Genomic DNA, 17,583 nt, shown 5'->3' on the forward strand with positions numbered 1-17,583 from the left:
GTTATGGCAAAAAACAGCAAATAATTGTGCCGGAAAATTATTGTTTATTTTGTCAGTAGAGAAAAATAGTAAGAAAAAAGAGAACGGTTTCGCTATGTTTCTGCATAAAAAAGAAAGAGGCTATGACAACAGGGCTGTCACAACCTCTTTCCATTGGCTTTTAATTCTCGTATTCTTCTAATTCCAAGCTTAGTTCTTCCCATTCCGACAATTTTGTTTCTTGATCTTGTCTAGCTGATTCTAAAGCTTGGTTCAGCTCATTGAGTTTTACGTGATCTTCCAGATTTTCTGGCGCGACCATTTCTTGTTCCAACCGATCGATCCATTCATCGATCCGCGTCATTTCTTCTTCAACCTGAGTGATTTTTCGTTGAAGGCTGCGGATAAGCTTTTGCTGTTCTTTGCTCTGGTAATAATCGGATTTATTCGTAGGAGCAGGAGCGGATTCTGGCTCATCTTGTGCCAATAATTCGGCGATTTCTTCTTCTTCTTGTTTTTTCTCTAAATAATAATCATAGTCTCCAAGATAGACTTTACTGCCATTTTCAGAGAGTTCGACGACTTTTGTCGCGATCCGATTGATGAAATATCGGTCATGGGAAACAAAAAGCAGTGTGCCATCGTAATCGATCAATGCATTTTCTAATACTTCTTTGTTGTCAATATCTAAATGGTTTGTTGGTTCGTCCAAGATCAAAAAATTTTCTTTGTTCATCGCTAGCTTGGCTAAAGCAACCCGTGCTTTTTCACCGCCGCTTAACAGAGGGATTGGTTTTTCTACATCTTCGCCAGAAAATAAGAAAGCACCTAAAGCACTTCGAATGTCTTTTTCAGGAGTGGTAGGATGCTCATCCCACAATTCTGCTAGAATCGTCTTGTTTGTATGCAGATCAGCTTGCCCTTGATCATAATAGCCGATGGTGACATTTGTCCCTAGCGTTTCTTTGCCACGGATAAAAGGGATCTGGTGGATGATCGATTTCAGCAACGTCGATTTTCCAATACCATTCGGACCTACTAGAGCAATCGCTTCTTGTCGGCGGATATCCAAATTGATTGGTTCAGATAAGGTGACATCATCATATCCGATAGCGGCATCTTCGATTTGCAAGACAACATTTCCAGAAGGTTTTTCTATACTGAAAAGAAAGTTTGCTTGTTTCTCATCCCCTTGAGGACGATCCAGACGTTCCATTTTTTCTAATGTCTTTCTGCGACTTTGCGCCCGTTTAGTGGTAGAGGCACGAACAAGATTCCGAGCAACGAAGTCTTCTAATTTGTGGATCTCTGTCTGCTGCTTTTCATAAGCCTTCCATTCACTTGTCAGCTGTTCTGCTTTCAAGTCTAGATACTTCGAGTAGTTGCCTTTGTAATGGCGCATTTTTCTTCTGCTTAGTTCATAAACTTCATTGACTACTTTGTCTAAGAAATAACGGTCATGTGAAACAATCAGTAATGCACCGGTATAGCTTTGCAGATAATTTTCAAGCCAGGAAAGCGTCTCGATATCTAAATGGTTCGTGGGTTCGTCTAGAATCAAAATGTCAGGGTGTTGCAAAAGCATGCGAGCTAAAGCTAAACGTGTACGCTGTCCACCTGATAAAGTATCGATTTTCTGGTCATAAAAGGAAGAATCGAATTTAAAACCATGCAATACGGAACGAATTTCATTTTCATAACCATAGCCGTTTCGATCCGAAAAATCGTGTTGCAGCCGATCATATTCTTTTAAATAAGAAGTATAAGCGGGTGTATCTGGCGTACCTTCGCTAATGAAAATCTCTAGTTCACGCATCCGCTGTTCCATTTGTCTAACTTGTTCAAAAGCTTTCAGCATCTCGTTCCACACTGTTTCATTGGAATCAAGTCCTGTGTCCTGAGCGAGGTATCCGAGAGTCGCTGTTTTATTTTTAGCAATCTTTCCATCATCTGGTGCTTCAATTCCAGCAATGATCTTCAATAAAGTCGATTTTCCAGCGCCATTTCTGCCAACTAAAGCGACACGAGCGCCTGTACTGATTTCTAAATGTATGTTTTCAAATAAGACTTCTGCACCAAAATGGCGAGCAATCTGATTGGCTTGTAATAATATCATGGAATCCTCTTTTCTACTTTGTGAATTCTCCTCAAATAAAAAACTATTTTTCAATTAGTAGTCTACCATAAATTCCATCATACTGCGAGATTTGCAGAAATGATAAATAAATGAATAAAGAATAAAATTTCACAATATCTGAGCAATGGAATTGATTTTTTCCTATAAATACTGCTATGATGGAGAAATCAAAGATGTAATTAGACAATACGTGGAGGTCATTTCGTGAAAGATCATATTATTCCAAAGGCGACAGCTAAAAGACTGCCTTTGTATTATCGTTATTTAAGGATTTTAAATAATGCTGGAAAGAAAAAAGTGTCTTCAACTGAATTAAGTGAAGCCGTTCAAGTAGATAGTGCAACGATCCGTCGAGATTTTTCTTATTTTGGCGAATTAGGAAAACGTGGGTATGGGTATGATGTAGAAGATCTTATGCACTTTTTTGCGAAGACATTAAATGAAGATCAATTGACAAATGTTGCGCTGATTGGTGTAGGAAACTTGGGAAGTGCTTTACTAAAATATAAATTCCATCAAAGTAATAGCATACGTATCAGTTGTGCTTTTGATGTGAATGAAGAAATCGTTGGACGCATCGTAGACGGTATCCCCGTTTATCCAATGGAAGATATGTCGGAACAAATCAAGATCCAGCAAATCGAAGTAGCGATTTTAACGATTCCCGCTGAAAGAGCACAAGAAGTAGTCAATCAGTTAACGGAAGCAGGAATCAAAGGAATCTTGAACTTTACCGCTGCTCGATTGAATGCTCCGTCAGATGTATTGATCCAAAATGTTGATTTGACGAATGAATTGCAAACCTTGATCTATTTCTTGCATTCTGACGCAAATGCGCATTCCGAAAATACAGCAGAATAAAAATAAAAAGCGATTGAACAAATGAAGGCAAAACTTTCACTTGTTCAATCGCTTTTTTCTGTTTGGATAATGTTTATTCTGTTCGAAAGAGTTCTTCATAAGAAAGAGAATCATCTTCTGCTGTCAGTTCATCTAGTAAATGCCGGATTTTTTTAAAGTCGATGAACCGCGCTTGCCGAGAGATCTCTTTTCCATGATGAAAAACCAGAACAACTGGCGCAGTCAATACTTCAAATCTGCTAGCTACTTCTGGCGTTTCGAATGCATCCAAATGAAGTGCCGGAATATCATAATGGGTGAGCAGCTCCTCCAATCGTGGACGAACAGCGTGACAAACACTGCAATTAGGCATCGAAAGATAAACGATGGCAACGGATGATTGTTGCAGTATGTCTTGAACTTCAGACAAATTAGTGGTTTGTTTCATTTTCATTCTCCCTTTTGTGATAGAAGTGATATGTACGAGACCTTAATTTAATGGGAATAATAGAAAAAGTCAATTGAAGTGCTTCGATAAAAAATAAGAGTTGTGTAAAAATTGACAGAGCAACTTGTTTTTTTTTGAATAAAAGCGTATATTTGCAAAGCGAATGAACTAGAAATGAAAAGGAGGAAACTCATGTTTTCTTTTATTCCCAATTCGGTTTTGCAGATGAGTACGATTTTCTTATCAATCGTTATCGAAGCATTGCCCTTTGTACTATTAGGTTGTCTTATCTCAGGCGCCTTACAAGTATTTTTGACCCCAGAACGTGTGAAGCGATGGCTTCCTGAAAATCGTATATTCTCTATTTTTACTGGTTCGATCTTAGGATTTTTCTTTCCTTCATGTGAATGCGGCATCGTACCTATCGTTCATCAGTTTGTAAAAAAAGGCGTGCCGGTCCACACAGCATTTGCTTTTATGCTGACAGCGCCAATCATTAATCCCATCGTGATTTTTTCCACGTTTATCGCATTTGGCAATTCTTGGCAGATGGCAAGCTGGCGAGTGATAGGCAGCTTTTTTGTTGCACTTGTGATTGGTGTCTGGCTTGCCTATTTTCAAAAAGACGCTGTATTGAAAGAAAAAATCTCCTCTAAAGTAGCCGAAGATCACCATCATCATGCCCATGAAGAAGAACACAGTGATAAGAATGAGTCAAAAAATCGGCTGTTCCATCAAACGGGGCATGTGTTGACACATTCAATCGATGAATTTTTTGATACAGGTCGTTATTTGATTATTGGTGGGTTAATCGCAGCTGCGATGCAGACTTATTTACCAACTAGAATGATGCTAACGCTCGGCTCAACAAAGATTTTAGCCATCATTATCATGCTGTTATTAGCTTTTACGATGTCTCTTTGTTCAGAAGCAGATGCGTTTATCGGGTCTTCATTGTTAAGTCTGTTCGGCACAGCACCTGTAGCTGCCTTTTTGGTCTTTGGTCCAATGGTCGATATCAAAAATCTATTGATGATGAAACGATATTTTACAGGACGTTTTATTCTATCGCTGATCGGACTGATTGCCCTTAGCGTTGTTGGATTCACATTATTTATTTAGGAGGAAAAATATGCTGCGGTTTTTGATTTTATCTGGCTATTTCGAATTGATGATGTATTTGCAAGTCTCTGGCAAACTTGATCAATATATCAATGTCCACTATCGTTATTTAGCTATTCTTTCGATGATTTTATCCGCTCTTTTGGCTTTAGTTCAGCTGTATTTGTGGGTCAAAAACGGAAAAGCAGAGGAAGAGACGCACGAGCATGATCATGATCACGACCATGGGTTATCGAAACCTTATCAACGTGGGATCGCTTATGTACTGCTAGCTTTGCCAGTGATCGTTGGTACGTTGTTTCCAACAGTTAGTCTGGATACTACGATCGTAGAAGCCAAAGGATTTAATTTCCCAGTAAGCAAAGAATCAGTAGGGGACCCGGAGATGCAGACGCAATACCTAAAGCCAGATACAAGTATTTATTTCAACAAGTCAGACTACTTAGACCAAATGAATGAACTGAAAGAGAAGTATGGGGATAAGCAGACTATCGAGATCACAGATGAAAATTATTTAGAAGTCATGGAGCTGATCTATAATTACCCTAGCGAATTCATTGGCAAAAAAATCAGCTACGAAGGATTTGTTTACCAAACACCGAACGATAGCAATGCAGATGTCTTCTTGTTCCGATTCGGTATTATCCATTGTGTGGCAGATTCAGGAGTCTTTGGCTTGTTAACACATATGCCTGAAGGAGTAACGGTTAAAAATGATGAGTGGTATAAAATAGAAGGAACCATCCAATCGGACTATTATCAACCATTCAAGCGTGAAATTCCATCTGTAGTTGTGACAAACGCAGAGAAAGTCTCTGCTCCGAAAAATCAGTATGTGTATCGTTCTTTTTAAAAGAAAAAAATAAATGAACATAGCTCAGACAGTTGACGTGTAAGGACGTCGGTTGTCTGGCTTTTTTTGTATGAGATATTTGGCTATTTGATATGTTTTGTAAAATGATATTTATTTTAGAAGTTGCATGCTGAATGTAGTTAATAGCGGTTTCAAAGGTGTTGGAAAAGATTGTGAAGAGAATTACAATTTATTCCTAACATGTATGTTGAAAAGTTGTATGAAATGATTTTGATAGTAAAATATCGAGTGGAGGTACTTTGTATGATAACACGTATATTTATTTTGGATGACAGTTTGGTTTTTGAAAAAATGATAGAAGATATTTTGGAAGAATCCAGAAATTTACTGATTCCTTGGAATTTCGAGATAATCAAGGGATTGAACGTCATGCAGTTTGTTGAATTTGTCAAAAACAATGATATTCGTTCATCGGATATTTTTTTTCTTGATATCGATTTAAACGCTTATCACAGCGGGATTGGACTAGGAGAAATGCTTAGAGAAAAGAACGCGAAGTGTAAAATTGTTTATTTGACCTCTCATCCGAATAAAGCAATAGCTGTTATTAACCGAAATATTACGCCTAGCGGGTATTTGATAAAAGAATTCACTTATGAAAAAAATAAAAAAAACATCCAAAGTTACTTATTGAAAGAAAAAGAGAACGAGCCTGTTCAACAAGCGAACAAAAAAAAGTGGACGTCTGTTCGTTATGGCAATAGCGATCATTATATCCATTACGATGAGATTCTTTATCTAATGAGCATGCCAGGCTATAAAAATAAGATAGGCTTGGTATTGAAAGACGAAGAGACACTCATAAACGGCACAATAAAAAAATATAAAAAAACACTGGAATATGAGTATTTATGTAAAGATTTAAAAGCCTACATCATTAATACTGAAAACATTACATCTATTAGCCGAGTAAATGAAGTAGTAACGTTTACGAATGGAGAACAACTAGAGATGGGTAAGAGAAGTATTGATAAACTAAAGAAATTTATTCAAGAAAAGATAAGGAATGAATCATTTTAAAAAATTAAAAATAAAGGATCATATCTCACTTTTTAGTAAACAGACTTAAGTTAATCATGCAAGTTCCTTCTTCCATTTTGTTTCTCTAATACCCGGACCAAGATGCTGATCTCACCCCTTCTACTAAACAGTGTTCCAGAAGTAGTTTCTTCGAAAAATAAGATAGGATTCACAAAAATTTAAGAAACCATTTTCGTGAATCCTGTCTTATTTCGTGAAGCTAATCACTTCTGTCACAACCTTTTCTTTGTTACACTTCGTTTATTTAAAAAGCCGTTTTTTTCGTTTCAACATGATGGCATCACGCTTTACTTTGAAGTTGCGGATGTTATGGTTAAAGACTTCCGATAATACGAGACCTAAAGCAATTGCTCCAGCTATCATGATTGCTTGGACCGCATAGTGAGCTGCTTCTTGATAGGATTCAGTAACGAGATTCCGAACCGCTTGATAAGCCAAACCACCCGGAACTAAAGGAACCATCCCAGGAATATTGAAAATCGTTACAGGCATTCTCAAACGCTTAGAGAAAAGATCACTGATGAATGCGACTCCTAAAGAGCCAAGCAATGACCCGAAAGCAGCAGATCCGCCCATTTGAACACAGATCCAGTAGGTCATCCAGCCGAAAGCACCAGAAAGACCACAACAAATCAATGAACGCCTTGGGACATTTGTAACAATGGCAAATGCCGCAGTCGCTAGAAAACTAAAAGAAAATTGAATAAATATCGTGCCCATACTCGTGCTCCTTTCTTAATAAAAAAGCTGGAAAATAAAAGCAATCGCAAAACCAATCATCGTAGCAGTCATCATCGCTTCTGTTCCGCGAGAAACCCCTGACACATAATGACCAGCTAGCAAATCACGGATAGCATTTGTAATTTGAACCCCAGGAACCAAAGGCATCACACATCCGATAATAATTAAATCCTGATTGCTTCCTAAGCCAAAACGAACACTGTAGATAGCAGCTATGCCAATCAATAAAGAAGATAAAAATTCCGATAAAAATTTGATTCTAAAAAATTTCAAACTATACAGATAAACTGCGTATCCCCATCCACCAATAACTAAAGTCACAGGCAAATCGGTCATCTTTCCGCCGAATAACACCATGATCGTTCCACTGATAACTGCCGCACTAACGATCTGCAACCAGACAGGAAAGAACGAACGGTCTCGGTCGATTGCCTGCAATTCACTGTAAAGTTCTTCTAATGTTAGTTCTGAAGCAACATACTTACGTGAAAGATCATTCACTTTTACTACTTTTTCTAAATTGATCGAACGGTTGGTGATTTGTTCCATTCGAATGGTCGAGGTACGATCAAGACCAATAAAGAGACCAGTCTGCGTGACATAGCTGACTAAACGGAAATTTCCAGAAGCTAAAGCAATTCGACTCATCGTATCTTCTACCCGATACATCTCTGCATTGCTTTCCATCATGATTTTCCCAGCGAGTAGACAAGTGTCTAGCAGCAGATCTAATTCTTTTCCCGTCATAGCATCTTCTCCAATAATTGATTGATTAGTTTTATTTTACTACAAAACATATCGGAAGCGTAAAGAATAAAAAAACTTGAGGAAGGAGTGAAAGAGGCGTATACTGTTTTTGTGTCGCGGGTGTAGTTTAGTGGTAAAATCCCAGCTTCCCAAGCTGATGTCGCGGGTTCGATTCCCGTCACCCGCTTAAAAGAGGTTGTGAAAAAGCTGCCCTGCATCAAGTAATAAGAATAGTCAAGCAAAAAAGCCTCTTATGTTTTTGACTTGGTTGGACTTATTACCGCAGATGCAAGCTTTTGAACACTGTTTACCAAGAGGTCGTACAGAAGCCGTTTAGTTTTGAGTATTAAGAAAAATTTTTTGAATGATAATAAATACCTTGTAAATAGTGTTTTGTGATTGAGTAGAGACGATGCATCCGTCTCTTTTTTTGTATTCTTAAGCCGTCTAAAAACTGGTTTTATTTTTTTACTGTTTCTATTTCTTTCCAGTATTTATTTATAGGGGAACGTATGTTAAGATTTAGGGAGCTGTTAGTAAAGGAGTAAAGAAATGAGCAAAAAAACAACCAAGGCGATCGTGGGGATCGTCGCTGCTGTGATTGCAGGGGCACTCGGTATTTCCACCACACAAAAAGATTCAGATATCTTCCAACAAATTACAACCATTTTTGATTCCACACCGCAAGCTTCTCAAGTAGCGGATGTGCCAGAATATGATGGAAAACATCAAGAAATAGAAATCAATGGGAATCAGCCCGAGTTTACAAAAGAGGATCTTAGTCTTTCCAAAGGGACATGGGAAAGCTATTCAAATATAGACAAATTGAACAGAGTAGGACAAGCCAATGCGATGTTGGGAAAAGACTTGTTCCCTACTGAAAAGAGAGAACCTTTGTATATTGATCCGACAGGTTGGAGACAAAAGAAATTAAGTGACGGACAATGGTTATACAACCGCAGCCATTTGATTGGTTTCCAGTTGACTGGTCAAAATAATAACATTAAAAACTTAATGACAGGGACACGTTCGCTGAATGCTCCGTACATGCTTGCCCACGAAAATGATATTGCGGCATATATCAAGGAAACAAATCATCATGTACGCTATCGTGTCACTCCTCATTTCGAGGGAAATGAACTGGTAGCAAGAGGTGTGCAGTTGGAAGCAGAAAGCATTGAAGACAAAAAAATTGAATTCAATGTCTTTATCTACAATGTTCAAGATGGCTACACCATCAATTATGAGACAGGGCAAGCAACGAAAACGAAAAATTAGTAGCAGCAATTCGAATTTTTTATGAACTTTATGAAAAAATTGTGTAAAAACATACTTTCAAAGAAATATAGCGTATACTTTATGGAAAGAGGGCTTTTGAAAAAGCCACAGAAAAAAGGAAAAATCAGACAAATCGTGTTTCTTAATTTATTCAGAAGTTTGGAATATTTGTTTGTAGTTTTCCCTTTCTTCGAGTAAAATAAGGGTGTAGAAGGTAAGCTGGAATTACCTTGCGGGAAAGAGGTGTAGAATCATGGGTTTTACAGATGAAACCGTACGTTTTGGTTTTGACGATAGTCGCAAAAAAGAAGTGAGCGAAACATTAGCGATTGTTTATCGGGCTTTGGAAGAAAAAGGCTACAATCCAATCAATCAGATTGTCGGCTACTTGCTTTCTGGAGACCCGGCCTACATTCCTCGTTATCGTGATGCACGAAATTTGATTCGCCGTCACGAACGCGATGAAATCATGGAAGTAATTGTCAAAGACTACCTCTCAAATCATGGAGTGAATTTATGAGAGTAATGGGCTTGGATGTCGGTTCTAAGACAGTAGGCGTTGCTGTGAGCGATCCCTTTGGCTGGACAGCTCAAGGAGTAGAAATCATTCGAATCAATGAGGCAGAAGAAGAGTTTGGTTTTGATCGGTTGAAGGAATTAGTGGCGCAGTACGAAGTAGACCGTTTTGTAGTTGGATTACCTAAGAATATGAACAATTCCATCGGACCAAGGGCAGAAGCTTCCATGTCATATGGAGAGAAGATCAAAGAACTATTCTCCTTGCCAGTTGATTATCAAGATGAACGACTAACCACTGTTCAGGCAGAACGTATGCTAGTAGAGCAGGCAAATACTTCAAGAGCGAAACGAAAAAAAGTCATCGATAAATTAGCAGCTGTGATGATTTTACAAAATTATTTAGACGGCTCAGGTAAGCAATTATTTTAATAATAAAAAGAAAAGAGGTAATCTTATGACAGAACATAACCATTCCCACGAACACGAAGGACACGAACACATCACATTGGTGGATGACCAAGGAAATGAAACATTATACGAAATCTTGCTAACAGTTGACGGACAAGAAGAATTTGGACGTAACTATGTTCTTTTATATCCAGCTGGTGTTTCAGAAGATGAAGATGTAGAATTACAAGCTTATGCATACATCGAAAACGAAGATGGAACAGAAGGCGAGTTAGAACAAATCGAAACAGACGCAGAATGGGATATGATCGAAGAAGTATTCAATACATTCATGGCGGAAGAAGAATAGAACAAAAGAATCGATAAGGTGTAAGAAAAGCTGGACTCTCTGAAAAGTAGAGCCCGGTTTTTTCGTTTAGCACTACCTTTCTTTAAAAAGTAGAAAAGCTTTTGAAGCCTCGTTTGTTTCTTTTACTGTATAATAAAAGAAAAGAGTAACAATCGTTAAAAGATATAAACAAGAGAAAGGAAATACAAGATGATTGGTCTGATTTATTTTGTGGTGATCGTTCTGGCGAACACAGTTGGCGCTATTTCCGGGATGGGTGGAGGCGTGTTGATCAAACCGATTCTTGATCTTATCGGTGCCCATTCTGTTGCAGGGATTTCTTTTTACTCAACAGTTGCGGTATTCACGATGTCCATTGTTTCGACTGTGCGACAAGTATCAAGCGGGAAATCACTGAATTGGCAGATTGTCGGTTGGGTATCTAGTGGAGCTGTTGTTGGAGGAGTAGTCGGCAACATTGTATTCGAAGTTTTTTTACAGTTATTTGAAAACGAGAAGCATGTGCAGCTGATCCAAATTTTTTTGACGGTATTGACCTTGGTTTTTGCGTTCTTCTACACCAAGCATCATCAGCCAAAATTTCATTTGACGTCATGGACTTGGTACCTTATATGTGGGGTGGTTCTGGGCTTTTTAGCTAGTTTTTTAGGTATTGGTGGTGGACCAGTCAATGTTTCTTTGTTGATGCTGATGTTTGCATTGCCAATAAAAGAAGCAACACTATATTCTCTATCTACGATTTTCTTTTCTCAACTGGCAAAATTGGTAACGATTGCTTTAACAAGTAGCTTTATGCGCTTTGATTTATCTATGTTGTTTTATGTTATCCCCGCTGCTATCATTGGAGGTTTGTGGGGAGCAAGATTTAGCAGGATTTTGTCTCCAAAAAAAGTGACCTTTATTTTTCAAGCGATTGTCATCGTGGTTCTTTTGATCAATCTTTACAATGCTTTCGTCATCTTGCAAACATTAGAAGGATCTGGATTCAAGCAAGTCAAAATCACTGAAAAGTCTTTTTTTAAATGAAAAAAGGAGTATACTATGATAAAAAAATTCATTTAAAAAAATAGAAATTGGCTGGTGATTTGGATGTTGCGGGAAATGCGTTTAGGTGATGCAGAAGCACTACGAGAAATCAATGCGGAACAATTAGGGTATGATGTACCATTAACCGTTACGGTGAGACAAATGAAGAAACTGTTGAAGGAGCCAGAAAAAAATTTTTTCTTGGTTTATGAAGATCCTACTTCTAAAAAAGCAGCTGGCTATGTACAAGCGGAGTCCTATGAATCAATTTTCAGCGATCCGATGTTCAATATTATGGCACTTGCTGTGTCTAAACATGCTGAAAAAAGAGGAATCGGAAAGGCCTTGATGACTGGCGTAGAAGAAGAAGCGAAAAGACGAGGAATATCAGCAATCAGACTTAATTCTGCAGAATACAGAGTAGAAGCACACCGATTTTATGAACGCATCGGTTATCATTCCGATAAAATGCAAAAAAGATTTTTGAAAATCCTGTAAATTTTTATCAAAAAATACCTGGTCATCAAGCCGATACTTGATGATCAGGTATTTTTTTGACTAAGAAAGTAATTGCATCAAGAAACCTGAGATGATCAAAACGATGGCACCACCAAGCCGATTGCCCATTTGAGCAAAAGCAATAAGTTCCATCCGATTAGCTGCAGATAAGACAGCTACATTTCCTGTACCACCCATCGAGTTGTTGCATAAGCCAGCAGTAATAGTTGATTCGATTGGATATAAACCAAACAAACGACCGACAAATCCTGAAACTACTGAAATCGCGATAACACTTGTCAAACATAAGACAACAAATTGCCATGTCAAAGCAGAAGCCAATACATTTAGATTCAATAACGCAATACCGATACCGGCAAGAACAGCTGCTGTCAAGTTTTTGACAATCAAGTTGTTGAACATGATAGCTGCATCTTCGTAATATTCTGGTAATAGGTTTGCGATTTTACAGATAACAACGATAATGATCATGAATGCGTAAGCATGGACTTTAGGAACAAAATAGTTACCGATTTGTCCTAAGATGAAGAAAGTCAATGATACCATCAAACCGACACCTAATTGTGGAATGGAAGGTTTTACATTTCTAGGTTTTCCATCGCCAAGGTCGCCTTTTTCCATTAATTTACCATTACCGTTGAATTTTGGCATTGATTGTCCCGCACGAGCAACTAACGCTGCACCAATGATAGCTAGGACATTTGTCATTGCTGTCGCAGGAATCAGGCGGGAAATGATAGAAGAAGCGTCCGTGCCTAAAACATTTGCATAAATCGTTGATAAAGGTACAGCTCCGGCTCCAACACCACCAGCCATTGCGGGCAATGAGATATATAAAACGGAATTTGCAAAACCATTTCCGATAAGCATACCTACGAGTCCTACGGCAAAAAAGGAGACGACCATTGAAATAAGTGCAACGGGAATAAAACGAACAGAAGCTTTCATCAATAGATTACGGTTCATACCAAGGATGCTACCAGTAATCAAGGCAGCAATATAAAAGTCTAAAAAGCCCATATTGCTGACAAAGTTTTCTGTGGATTTTACTACATACTCAGGTAAGATCCCAAATGTAGCAATCGCGGCAGAGGCAAAGATCGCAAAAACGGAGCCACCACCTAAATAACTTTTGACGATAGGGATTTTTGTTCCGATAAAATGAAATAAATTACCGAAAATGACCAAAACAGCGATTGGGCCAATCATATTCGTCGGTAATTTTCCTAAAGCCATTGCAATGATCAGGACAAGGACCATGATCAAATAAAGGGGCAAACTTACGCCGGTAATTTTTGTTGACCAAAACCCTTCTTTTTTCTTTTCCTCAACTGCAGTTGCAGTTGTTGTTTTTTGTGCCATTTTTACAGATCCTTTCTTATTCTGTATCGTATGAAAAAAGCCAAAGAGAAGCGGCAAAAGAGCAGTAGTTGGCTGGCTGCTGTTTTGCCGCAGTCGCTTTTTTCTTTTTAGACGTCATACAAAGTTTCTGTATGTTCTTTTACTATAACAATCTTAATCTTCTAAAGATTTATATTCAGGAACCCATTTAGCAGATTCAACAGCTTCTTTGATATCCGTGATTTCTTCACGATTCAATTTTTGTGCAACAACTGATTTTGCGACAGTTTCAGCAATCGTTTGAGAGAATTCAGTGATTTTTGCTACTGGAGGCAAGATAGCTGCTCCTGGTTTTGTTACATCAACGATTCCGCCTAATGCTCGACTAGCTTGAGAAATGATTTCAGCATTTACTCGTGTAGCTGTTGAAGCAATCAAACCAAGCCCTAAACCTGGGTACATCAACGCATTATTTGCTTGACCGATTTGGTAAGTTACACCGTTATATTCCACATCAGCAGCAGGGATACCTGTTCCAACTAAAGCTTTTCCGTCCGTCCATTCAATCAAATCTTTTGCTTTTGCTTCTGCCAATTTTGTTGGATTAGACAAAGGCATGATGATTGGACGTGGGGTATGAGCCGCCATTTCTTTCACGATTTCTTCAGTGAATGCTCCAGGTTGGGTAGAAGTACCGATCATGATCGTTGGATGGATTGCTTTTACAACTGCTTCTAAGTTTGTCAATTCATCAGCATTAGTGAATTCTGAGCGTTTACGAGCGAATGGGATTTGACCAGGAGTCAACCCTTTTGTATCTTCAAACAATAAACCCTGTTTATCTACTTGATAGAAATGTTGGCGTGCTTCTTCTTCAGGTACACCTTGACGGATCATTTCATCTAAAAGGATGTTTGCGATACCTACACCAGCAGTACCAGCACCAAATGTCAAGATCGTTTGATCTTTCAATTCCTCACCTGATATATTCAATCCACCTAATACACCAGCTAGTACAACGATTCCTGTGCCTTGGATATCATCATTGAAAGTAGTGATTTTATCTTCGTATTTTTCTAAAATCGTTGCAGCATTTCCTCGTCCAAAATCTTCCCAATGTAATAACAATTCTGGGAATAATTCAGTAGCTGATTGAACGAATTGATCAATGAATTCGTAGTAAGTTTCGCCTTCTACACGAGCATGACGATTCCCTAAGTATAATGGATTATTCAATAATTCTTCGTTATTAGTACCAGCGTCAATCGATACAGGCAAGACTTGTGCAGGATTGATACCAGCCGCAGCAGTGTAGACCATCAATTTACCGATAGCGATGTCAACACCGTTCACACCCCAGTCACCCATACCTAAGATTCCTTCTGCATCTGTCACAACGATCAAACGAATGTCGCGTCCATCTGCTGCGTTTTTCAAACTTGCTTTGATATTTTCTGGTTCGTCGATTGAAAGAAATGCAGCATCTTGTGGTTTCAAGAAAATTTCGTTGTATTGTTCGATTGAATCCGCAACGACAGGATCATAAACGACAGGCATGAATTCAACTAAATGTTCGCCCATCAATTTATAAAACAATGTCCGGTTCGTATTGAATAGATTCATTAAGAAGATACGTTTTTCCAAATCGGTCTGTTTGCTTAAGTATTGACCGTAAGCTTGGACAGATTGTTGTTCCAATGTTTGGACAGTACTTGGAAGCATACCAGTGATTCCGTATTTTGCCCGTTCTTCTTTTGTAAAAGCTGTTCCTTTATTTAGAAAAGGATTATTTAATAAGTTTAGCCCTGTAAGCATGAATGATTCCTCCTAAGTTTTAGTACAAACGAAGTATAGGAATCAGATGAGGATATAGTCAAAAAGAGCAGGTATAATAAATTTTATTTATATGAGTAATAGAGTCAAAAGAAATCAAAATAGCGGTATTTGTTCTTTTTATATCAACAATCCTTGCTTGATTACTATGCGTATCTCTTATATGCTAAAGAAAGAAAAGTAGAAGAATAAAGGATATGTTAGATAGATAAATAGAATCTCTGAAGAATAAATCACGTGATCGTGACGATAAAATACACTTACGTCAGGTGATAAAAAATACATAAGTAGAAAACTAAGAGGAGGAACAGAAAATGAAAGAAGTTCAATTGATCAGAAAAAGCGAACTATCAGAAGGTGGTTGCAATGCATGCGGCGTAGTAGAAGCAACAAGCTATACATTAAAGCTTGGTGCCAACAAAGCGATAATCTCTGAGTTGACAGTAGGCGGTCTTGTGGACAGTCTGGCGCTTGCTGAAGGTTTTATTGGAGAAGATATTTATGAGATGTTTTCAGAAATTCGTCAGTTAAAAAAAGGGGAAAACTGCATAGAGGTTCATCATGAGAGCCCGAATGTGAGATTCAAACGTGGTGATAATGAGATGATCTTCAATAATCATGTGTCCGATCACACCGAGCTATATGGAATCGTGAATCAAATACTAACTGAGCTTTTTGGATTGGGACCTTATGCGTTCAAGGAAGAAAACGGTAATCCAAAATTAAACGAAGAATGGCAAGAAACGATTGAAATACAAAGAAACAACCCGCACTTATTTCAATAGGCATCCACAGTATTTCGTAAAAGGGACTTTGACACGACTTTTGTCAAAGTCCCATCGTTTTTTATCTATTTGTGTTCTAAACATTTCTTTCAGAGTAGTAACAACTGGAATGACTGAAATGCAAACAGATTATTTGCCTGTATCAATACGGAAGAGTAATATAAAATTTGTAAACGCTATCATATTATTCATTCAATTTTTTATAGAGGGAAGGCATTGAAATGGAAAAAACGTATCAAGCAGGTACAAATGAAGGAATAGTGGATTTTATCAATATGGAAGATTTAGAAATAGCCGCTTCACAAGTGATTCCAGCTGGTGGTTATGGTTACATCAGCAGTGGTGCTGGCGACTTATTTACTTATCAAGAAAATGAACGGGCATTCAATCATCAGCTGATTATTCCTCATGTATTAAGAGATGTAGAATTACCCGATACAACTACACATTTTGACGAAGAAACGCTGACTGCACCAATCATCATGGCACCAGTTGCTGCTCATGGCTTAGCTCATGTGAAGGCGGAGAAAGCTTCTGCAAAAGGTGTAGCAGATTTTGGGACGATCTATACAGCAAGTTCTTACGCTTCTTGTACTTTAGAAGAGATAAGAGAAGCAGGCGGGGAGAAAGCACCGCAATGGTTTCAATTTTATATGAGCAAAGATAATGGAATCAATTTGGATATTCTTGAAGTGGCCAAGCGTAATGGAGCAAAAGCAATCGTATTGACAGCGGATGCAACAGTTGGCGGAAACCGTGAAACAGACCGCAGAAACGGGTTTACCTTCCCGCTGCCAATGCCGATCGTTCAGGCTTATCAATCAGGAGTAGGCCAAACGATGGATGCTGTATATAAATCTTCCAAACAAAAACTTAGTCCAAAAGATGTAGAATTTATCGCTGCTCATTCTGATTTGCCAGTCTACGTGAAAGGTGTTCAATCAGAAGAAGATGTCTATCGATCATTAGAATCTGGTGCTGGTGGAATTTGGGTATCTAACCATGGTGGCCGTCAATTAGATGGGGGGCCTGCTGCGTTTGATTCGTTGCAATATGTGGCAGAAGCAGTAGATAAACGTGTACCAATCGTGTTTGACAGCGGTGTACGACGTGGACAACATGTTTTCAAAGCAATCGCATCAGGTGCCGATCTTGTTGCTATTGGCAGACCCGTTATTTATGGATTGTCTTTAGGAGGAAGTACAGGAGTCCATCAAGTGTTTGATTTCTTTAAAACAGAATTGGAAATGGTCATGCAATTAGCTGGAACACAAACAGTAGAAGATATCAAAAAAATAAAATTGCGTGAGAATCGTTTTATTTAAGAAATAAATGACGAAAAAAATAGGAGTGCGGCAGATGATGCCGTACTCCTATTTTTATAGTTCAAGGATGTCACTAATAGAATAATTTGAAACGAAAAAATAAAATTGAAATATTTTTTCATACTCTTAATTGTCAAATTAAGTTAGACAGATCATCAATACTTACGTAACTCAAAAATACTTCCAAAGGTGTTCGATAATCCAGTGATTTTCTAGGAATATTATTTCGTTTAGATGCGACAGATTGAATAAAAAATTCATCTACTGAATT

General features: G+C 38.2%; 18 protein-coding genes, 1 tRNA gene and 1 pseudogene. 13 read left to right on the plus strand and 7 right to left on the minus strand.

Going from position 1 to position 17,583, the window contains the following annotated elements; all coding sequences use genetic code 11:
* Positions 1–160 precede the first annotated feature (160 nt).
* Positions 161–2,095: an ABC-F family ATP-binding cassette domain-containing protein gene (locus tag KFO35_RS06550; RefSeq protein WP_002314624.1), complete on the minus strand. Its 1,935-nt coding sequence runs from the start codon at positions 2,093–2,095 to the stop codon at positions 161–163.
* Between the two features lie 225 nt (positions 2,096–2,320).
* Between KFO35_RS06550 and KFO35_RS06555 the strand changes: the two genes are divergently transcribed.
* Positions 2,321–2,977, plus strand: a complete 657-nt coding sequence (locus tag KFO35_RS06555; protein ID WP_002290875.1) for a redox-sensing transcriptional repressor Rex — start codon at positions 2,321–2,323, stop codon at positions 2,975–2,977.
* A 73-nt stretch (positions 2,978–3,050) separates the two neighbouring features.
* Here the strand turns inward: KFO35_RS06555 and KFO35_RS06560 are convergent, their stop codons facing one another.
* Complete coding sequence (locus KFO35_RS06560; RefSeq protein ID WP_002290876.1) at positions 3,051–3,404, minus strand: thioredoxin family protein; 354 nt, start codon at positions 3,402–3,404, stop codon at positions 3,051–3,053.
* A gap of 192 nt (positions 3,405–3,596) precedes the next feature.
* Between KFO35_RS06560 and KFO35_RS06565 the strand changes: the two genes are divergently transcribed.
* The 3 genes from KFO35_RS06565 to KFO35_RS06575 all read left to right on the plus strand — a co-directional run bounded on the left by KFO35_RS06565 (position 3,597) and on the right by KFO35_RS06575 (position 6,420).
* On the plus strand, positions 3,597–4,526 hold the full coding sequence (locus KFO35_RS06565; RefSeq protein ID WP_002295040.1) for a permease: 930 nt from the start codon (positions 3,597–3,599) through the stop codon (positions 4,524–4,526).
* A gap of 10 nt (positions 4,527–4,536) precedes the next feature.
* Positions 4,537–5,379 (plus strand): TIGR03943 family putative permease subunit, encoded by an 843-nt coding sequence (locus KFO35_RS06570; RefSeq protein WP_002318590.1) that lies wholly within the window; start codon positions 4,537–4,539, stop codon positions 5,377–5,379.
* 264 nt (positions 5,380–5,643) lie between these two features.
* On the plus strand, positions 5,644–6,420 hold the full coding sequence (locus tag KFO35_RS06575; protein ID WP_156272329.1) for a LytR/AlgR family response regulator transcription factor: 777 nt from the start codon (positions 5,644–5,646) through the stop codon (positions 6,418–6,420).
* Positions 6,421–6,681: 261 nt separating this feature from the next.
* Here KFO35_RS06575 and KFO35_RS06580 read toward each other — a convergent pair whose 3' ends face one another.
* Both KFO35_RS06580 and KFO35_RS06585 read right to left on the minus strand, forming a co-directional pair.
* Positions 6,682–7,161, minus strand: coding sequence for a threonine/serine exporter family protein (locus KFO35_RS06580; protein ID WP_002326308.1), 480 nt, complete (start codon positions 7,159–7,161; stop codon positions 6,682–6,684).
* A gap of 15 nt (positions 7,162–7,176) precedes the next feature.
* Entirely contained in the window at positions 7,177–7,929 is a 753-nt protein-coding gene (locus KFO35_RS06585; RefSeq protein WP_002308449.1) for a threonine/serine exporter family protein, read from the minus strand.
* Between the two features lie 116 nt (positions 7,930–8,045).
* On the opposite strand from KFO35_RS06585, the gene KFO35_RS06590 reads away from it, so the two are divergent.
* From KFO35_RS06590 to KFO35_RS06620, 7 genes are all read left to right on the plus strand, one after another.
* Positions 8,046–8,116, plus strand: a tRNA-Gly gene (locus KFO35_RS06590).
* 365 nt (positions 8,117–8,481) lie between these two features.
* Positions 8,482–9,207 (plus strand): DNA/RNA non-specific endonuclease, encoded by a 726-nt coding sequence (locus KFO35_RS06595; protein WP_002318586.1) that lies wholly within the window; start codon positions 8,482–8,484, stop codon positions 9,205–9,207.
* 253 nt (positions 9,208–9,460) lie between these two features.
* Positions 9,461–9,727: an IreB family regulatory phosphoprotein gene (locus KFO35_RS06600; RefSeq protein ID WP_002290885.1), complete on the plus strand. Its 267-nt coding sequence runs from the start codon at positions 9,461–9,463 to the stop codon at positions 9,725–9,727.
* Entirely contained in the window at positions 9,724–10,155 is a 432-nt protein-coding gene (gene ruvX, locus KFO35_RS06605) for a Holliday junction resolvase RuvX (protein WP_002290886.1), read from the plus strand. The genes KFO35_RS06600 and ruvX overlap by 4 nt, the downstream gene beginning before the upstream one ends.
* A gap of 25 nt (positions 10,156–10,180) precedes the next feature.
* A complete protein-coding gene (locus KFO35_RS06610) occupies positions 10,181–10,483 on the plus strand; it encodes a DUF1292 domain-containing protein (protein ID WP_002295049.1) in 303 nt (100 codons plus the stop codon).
* Positions 10,484–10,672: 189 nt separating this feature from the next.
* Positions 10,673–11,509: a sulfite exporter TauE/SafE family protein gene (locus tag KFO35_RS06615; RefSeq protein WP_002326306.1), complete on the plus strand. Its 837-nt coding sequence runs from the start codon at positions 10,673–10,675 to the stop codon at positions 11,507–11,509.
* 63 nt (positions 11,510–11,572) lie between these two features.
* Positions 11,573–12,007 carry a GNAT family N-acetyltransferase gene (locus KFO35_RS06620; RefSeq protein WP_002290890.1) on the plus strand — a complete coding sequence of 145 codons (435 nt, stop codon included), beginning with the start codon at positions 11,573–11,575 and terminating at the stop codon, positions 12,005–12,007.
* Between the two features lie 60 nt (positions 12,008–12,067).
* Here KFO35_RS06620 and KFO35_RS06625 read toward each other — a convergent pair whose 3' ends face one another.
* Both KFO35_RS06625 and KFO35_RS06630 read right to left on the minus strand, forming a co-directional pair.
* Complete coding sequence (locus KFO35_RS06625; RefSeq protein ID WP_002308483.1) at positions 12,068–13,390, minus strand: 2-hydroxycarboxylate transporter family protein; 1,323 nt, start codon at positions 13,388–13,390, stop codon at positions 12,068–12,070.
* A 153-nt stretch (positions 13,391–13,543) separates the two neighbouring features.
* On the minus strand, positions 13,544–15,184 hold the full coding sequence (locus KFO35_RS06630; protein WP_070704536.1) for a malolactic enzyme: 1,641 nt from the start codon (positions 15,182–15,184) through the stop codon (positions 13,544–13,546).
* A gap of 332 nt (positions 15,185–15,516) precedes the next feature.
* On the opposite strand from KFO35_RS06630, the gene KFO35_RS06635 reads away from it, so the two are divergent.
* Both KFO35_RS06635 and KFO35_RS06640 read left to right on the plus strand, forming a co-directional pair.
* The gene (locus KFO35_RS06635) at positions 15,517–15,987 is read left to right on the plus strand and encodes a DUF4809 family protein (protein ID WP_002295059.1); all 471 of its coding nucleotides are present in this window, start codon (positions 15,517–15,519) and stop codon (positions 15,985–15,987) included.
* Positions 15,988–16,208: 221 nt separating this feature from the next.
* Entirely contained in the window at positions 16,209–17,312 is a 1,104-nt protein-coding gene (locus KFO35_RS06640; RefSeq protein ID WP_070704533.1) for an alpha-hydroxy-acid oxidizing protein, read from the plus strand.
* Between the two features lie 133 nt (positions 17,313–17,445).
* On the opposite strand, the pseudogene KFO35_RS06645 reads toward KFO35_RS06640, so the two are convergent.
* Positions 17,446–17,583 (minus strand): annotated as a pseudogene (locus KFO35_RS06645) (IS30 family transposase); the annotation flags it as partial.

This window comes from Enterococcus lactis, from assembly GCF_015751045.1.
GTDB classification, from domain to species: Bacteria; Bacillota; Bacilli; order Lactobacillales; family Enterococcaceae; genus Enterococcus_B; species Enterococcus_B lactis.

What these genes read in the sequence shown, in the direction of transcription:
- KFO35_RS06550 (WP_002314624.1), bottom strand. Translation starts at nt 2,095, where the DNA reads ATGATATTATTACAAGCCAATCAGATTGCTCGCCATTTTGGTGCAGAA.
- KFO35_RS06560 (WP_002290876.1), bottom strand. Translation starts at nt 3,404, where the DNA reads ATGAAACAAACCACTAATTTGTCTGAAGTTCAAGACATACTGCAACAA.
- KFO35_RS06565 (WP_002295040.1), top strand. Translation starts at nt 3,597, where the DNA reads ATGTTTTCTTTTATTCCCAATTCGGTTTTGCAGATGAGTACGATTTTC.
- KFO35_RS06570 (WP_002318590.1), top strand. Translation starts at nt 4,537, where the DNA reads ATGCTGCGGTTTTTGATTTTATCTGGCTATTTCGAATTGATGATGTAT.
- KFO35_RS06575 (WP_156272329.1), top strand. Translation starts at nt 5,644, where the DNA reads ATGATAACACGTATATTTATTTTGGATGACAGTTTGGTTTTTGAAAAA.
- KFO35_RS06580 (WP_002326308.1), bottom strand. Translation starts at nt 7,161, where the DNA reads ATGGGCACGATATTTATTCAATTTTCTTTTAGTTTTCTAGCGACTGCG.
- KFO35_RS06585 (WP_002308449.1), bottom strand. Translation starts at nt 7,929, where the DNA reads ATGACGGGAAAAGAATTAGATCTGCTGCTAGACACTTGTCTACTCGCT.
- KFO35_RS06595 (WP_002318586.1), top strand. Translation starts at nt 8,482, where the DNA reads ATGAGCAAAAAAACAACCAAGGCGATCGTGGGGATCGTCGCTGCTGTG.
- KFO35_RS06600 (WP_002290885.1), top strand. Translation starts at nt 9,461, where the DNA reads ATGGGTTTTACAGATGAAACCGTACGTTTTGGTTTTGACGATAGTCGC.
- ruvX (WP_002290886.1), top strand. Translation starts at nt 9,724, where the DNA reads ATGAGAGTAATGGGCTTGGATGTCGGTTCTAAGACAGTAGGCGTTGCT.
- KFO35_RS06610 (WP_002295049.1), top strand. Translation starts at nt 10,181, where the DNA reads ATGACAGAACATAACCATTCCCACGAACACGAAGGACACGAACACATC.
- KFO35_RS06615 (WP_002326306.1), top strand. Translation starts at nt 10,673, where the DNA reads ATGATTGGTCTGATTTATTTTGTGGTGATCGTTCTGGCGAACACAGTT.
- KFO35_RS06620 (WP_002290890.1), top strand. Translation starts at nt 11,573, where the DNA reads ATGTTGCGGGAAATGCGTTTAGGTGATGCAGAAGCACTACGAGAAATC.
- KFO35_RS06625 (WP_002308483.1), bottom strand. Translation starts at nt 13,390, where the DNA reads ATGGCACAAAAAACAACAACTGCAACTGCAGTTGAGGAAAAGAAAAAA.
- KFO35_RS06630 (WP_070704536.1), bottom strand. Translation starts at nt 15,184, where the DNA reads ATGCTTACAGGGCTAAACTTATTAAATAATCCTTTTCTAAATAAAGGA.
- KFO35_RS06635 (WP_002295059.1), top strand. Translation starts at nt 15,517, where the DNA reads ATGAAAGAAGTTCAATTGATCAGAAAAAGCGAACTATCAGAAGGTGGT.
- KFO35_RS06640 (WP_070704533.1), top strand. Translation starts at nt 16,209, where the DNA reads ATGGAAAAAACGTATCAAGCAGGTACAAATGAAGGAATAGTGGATTTT.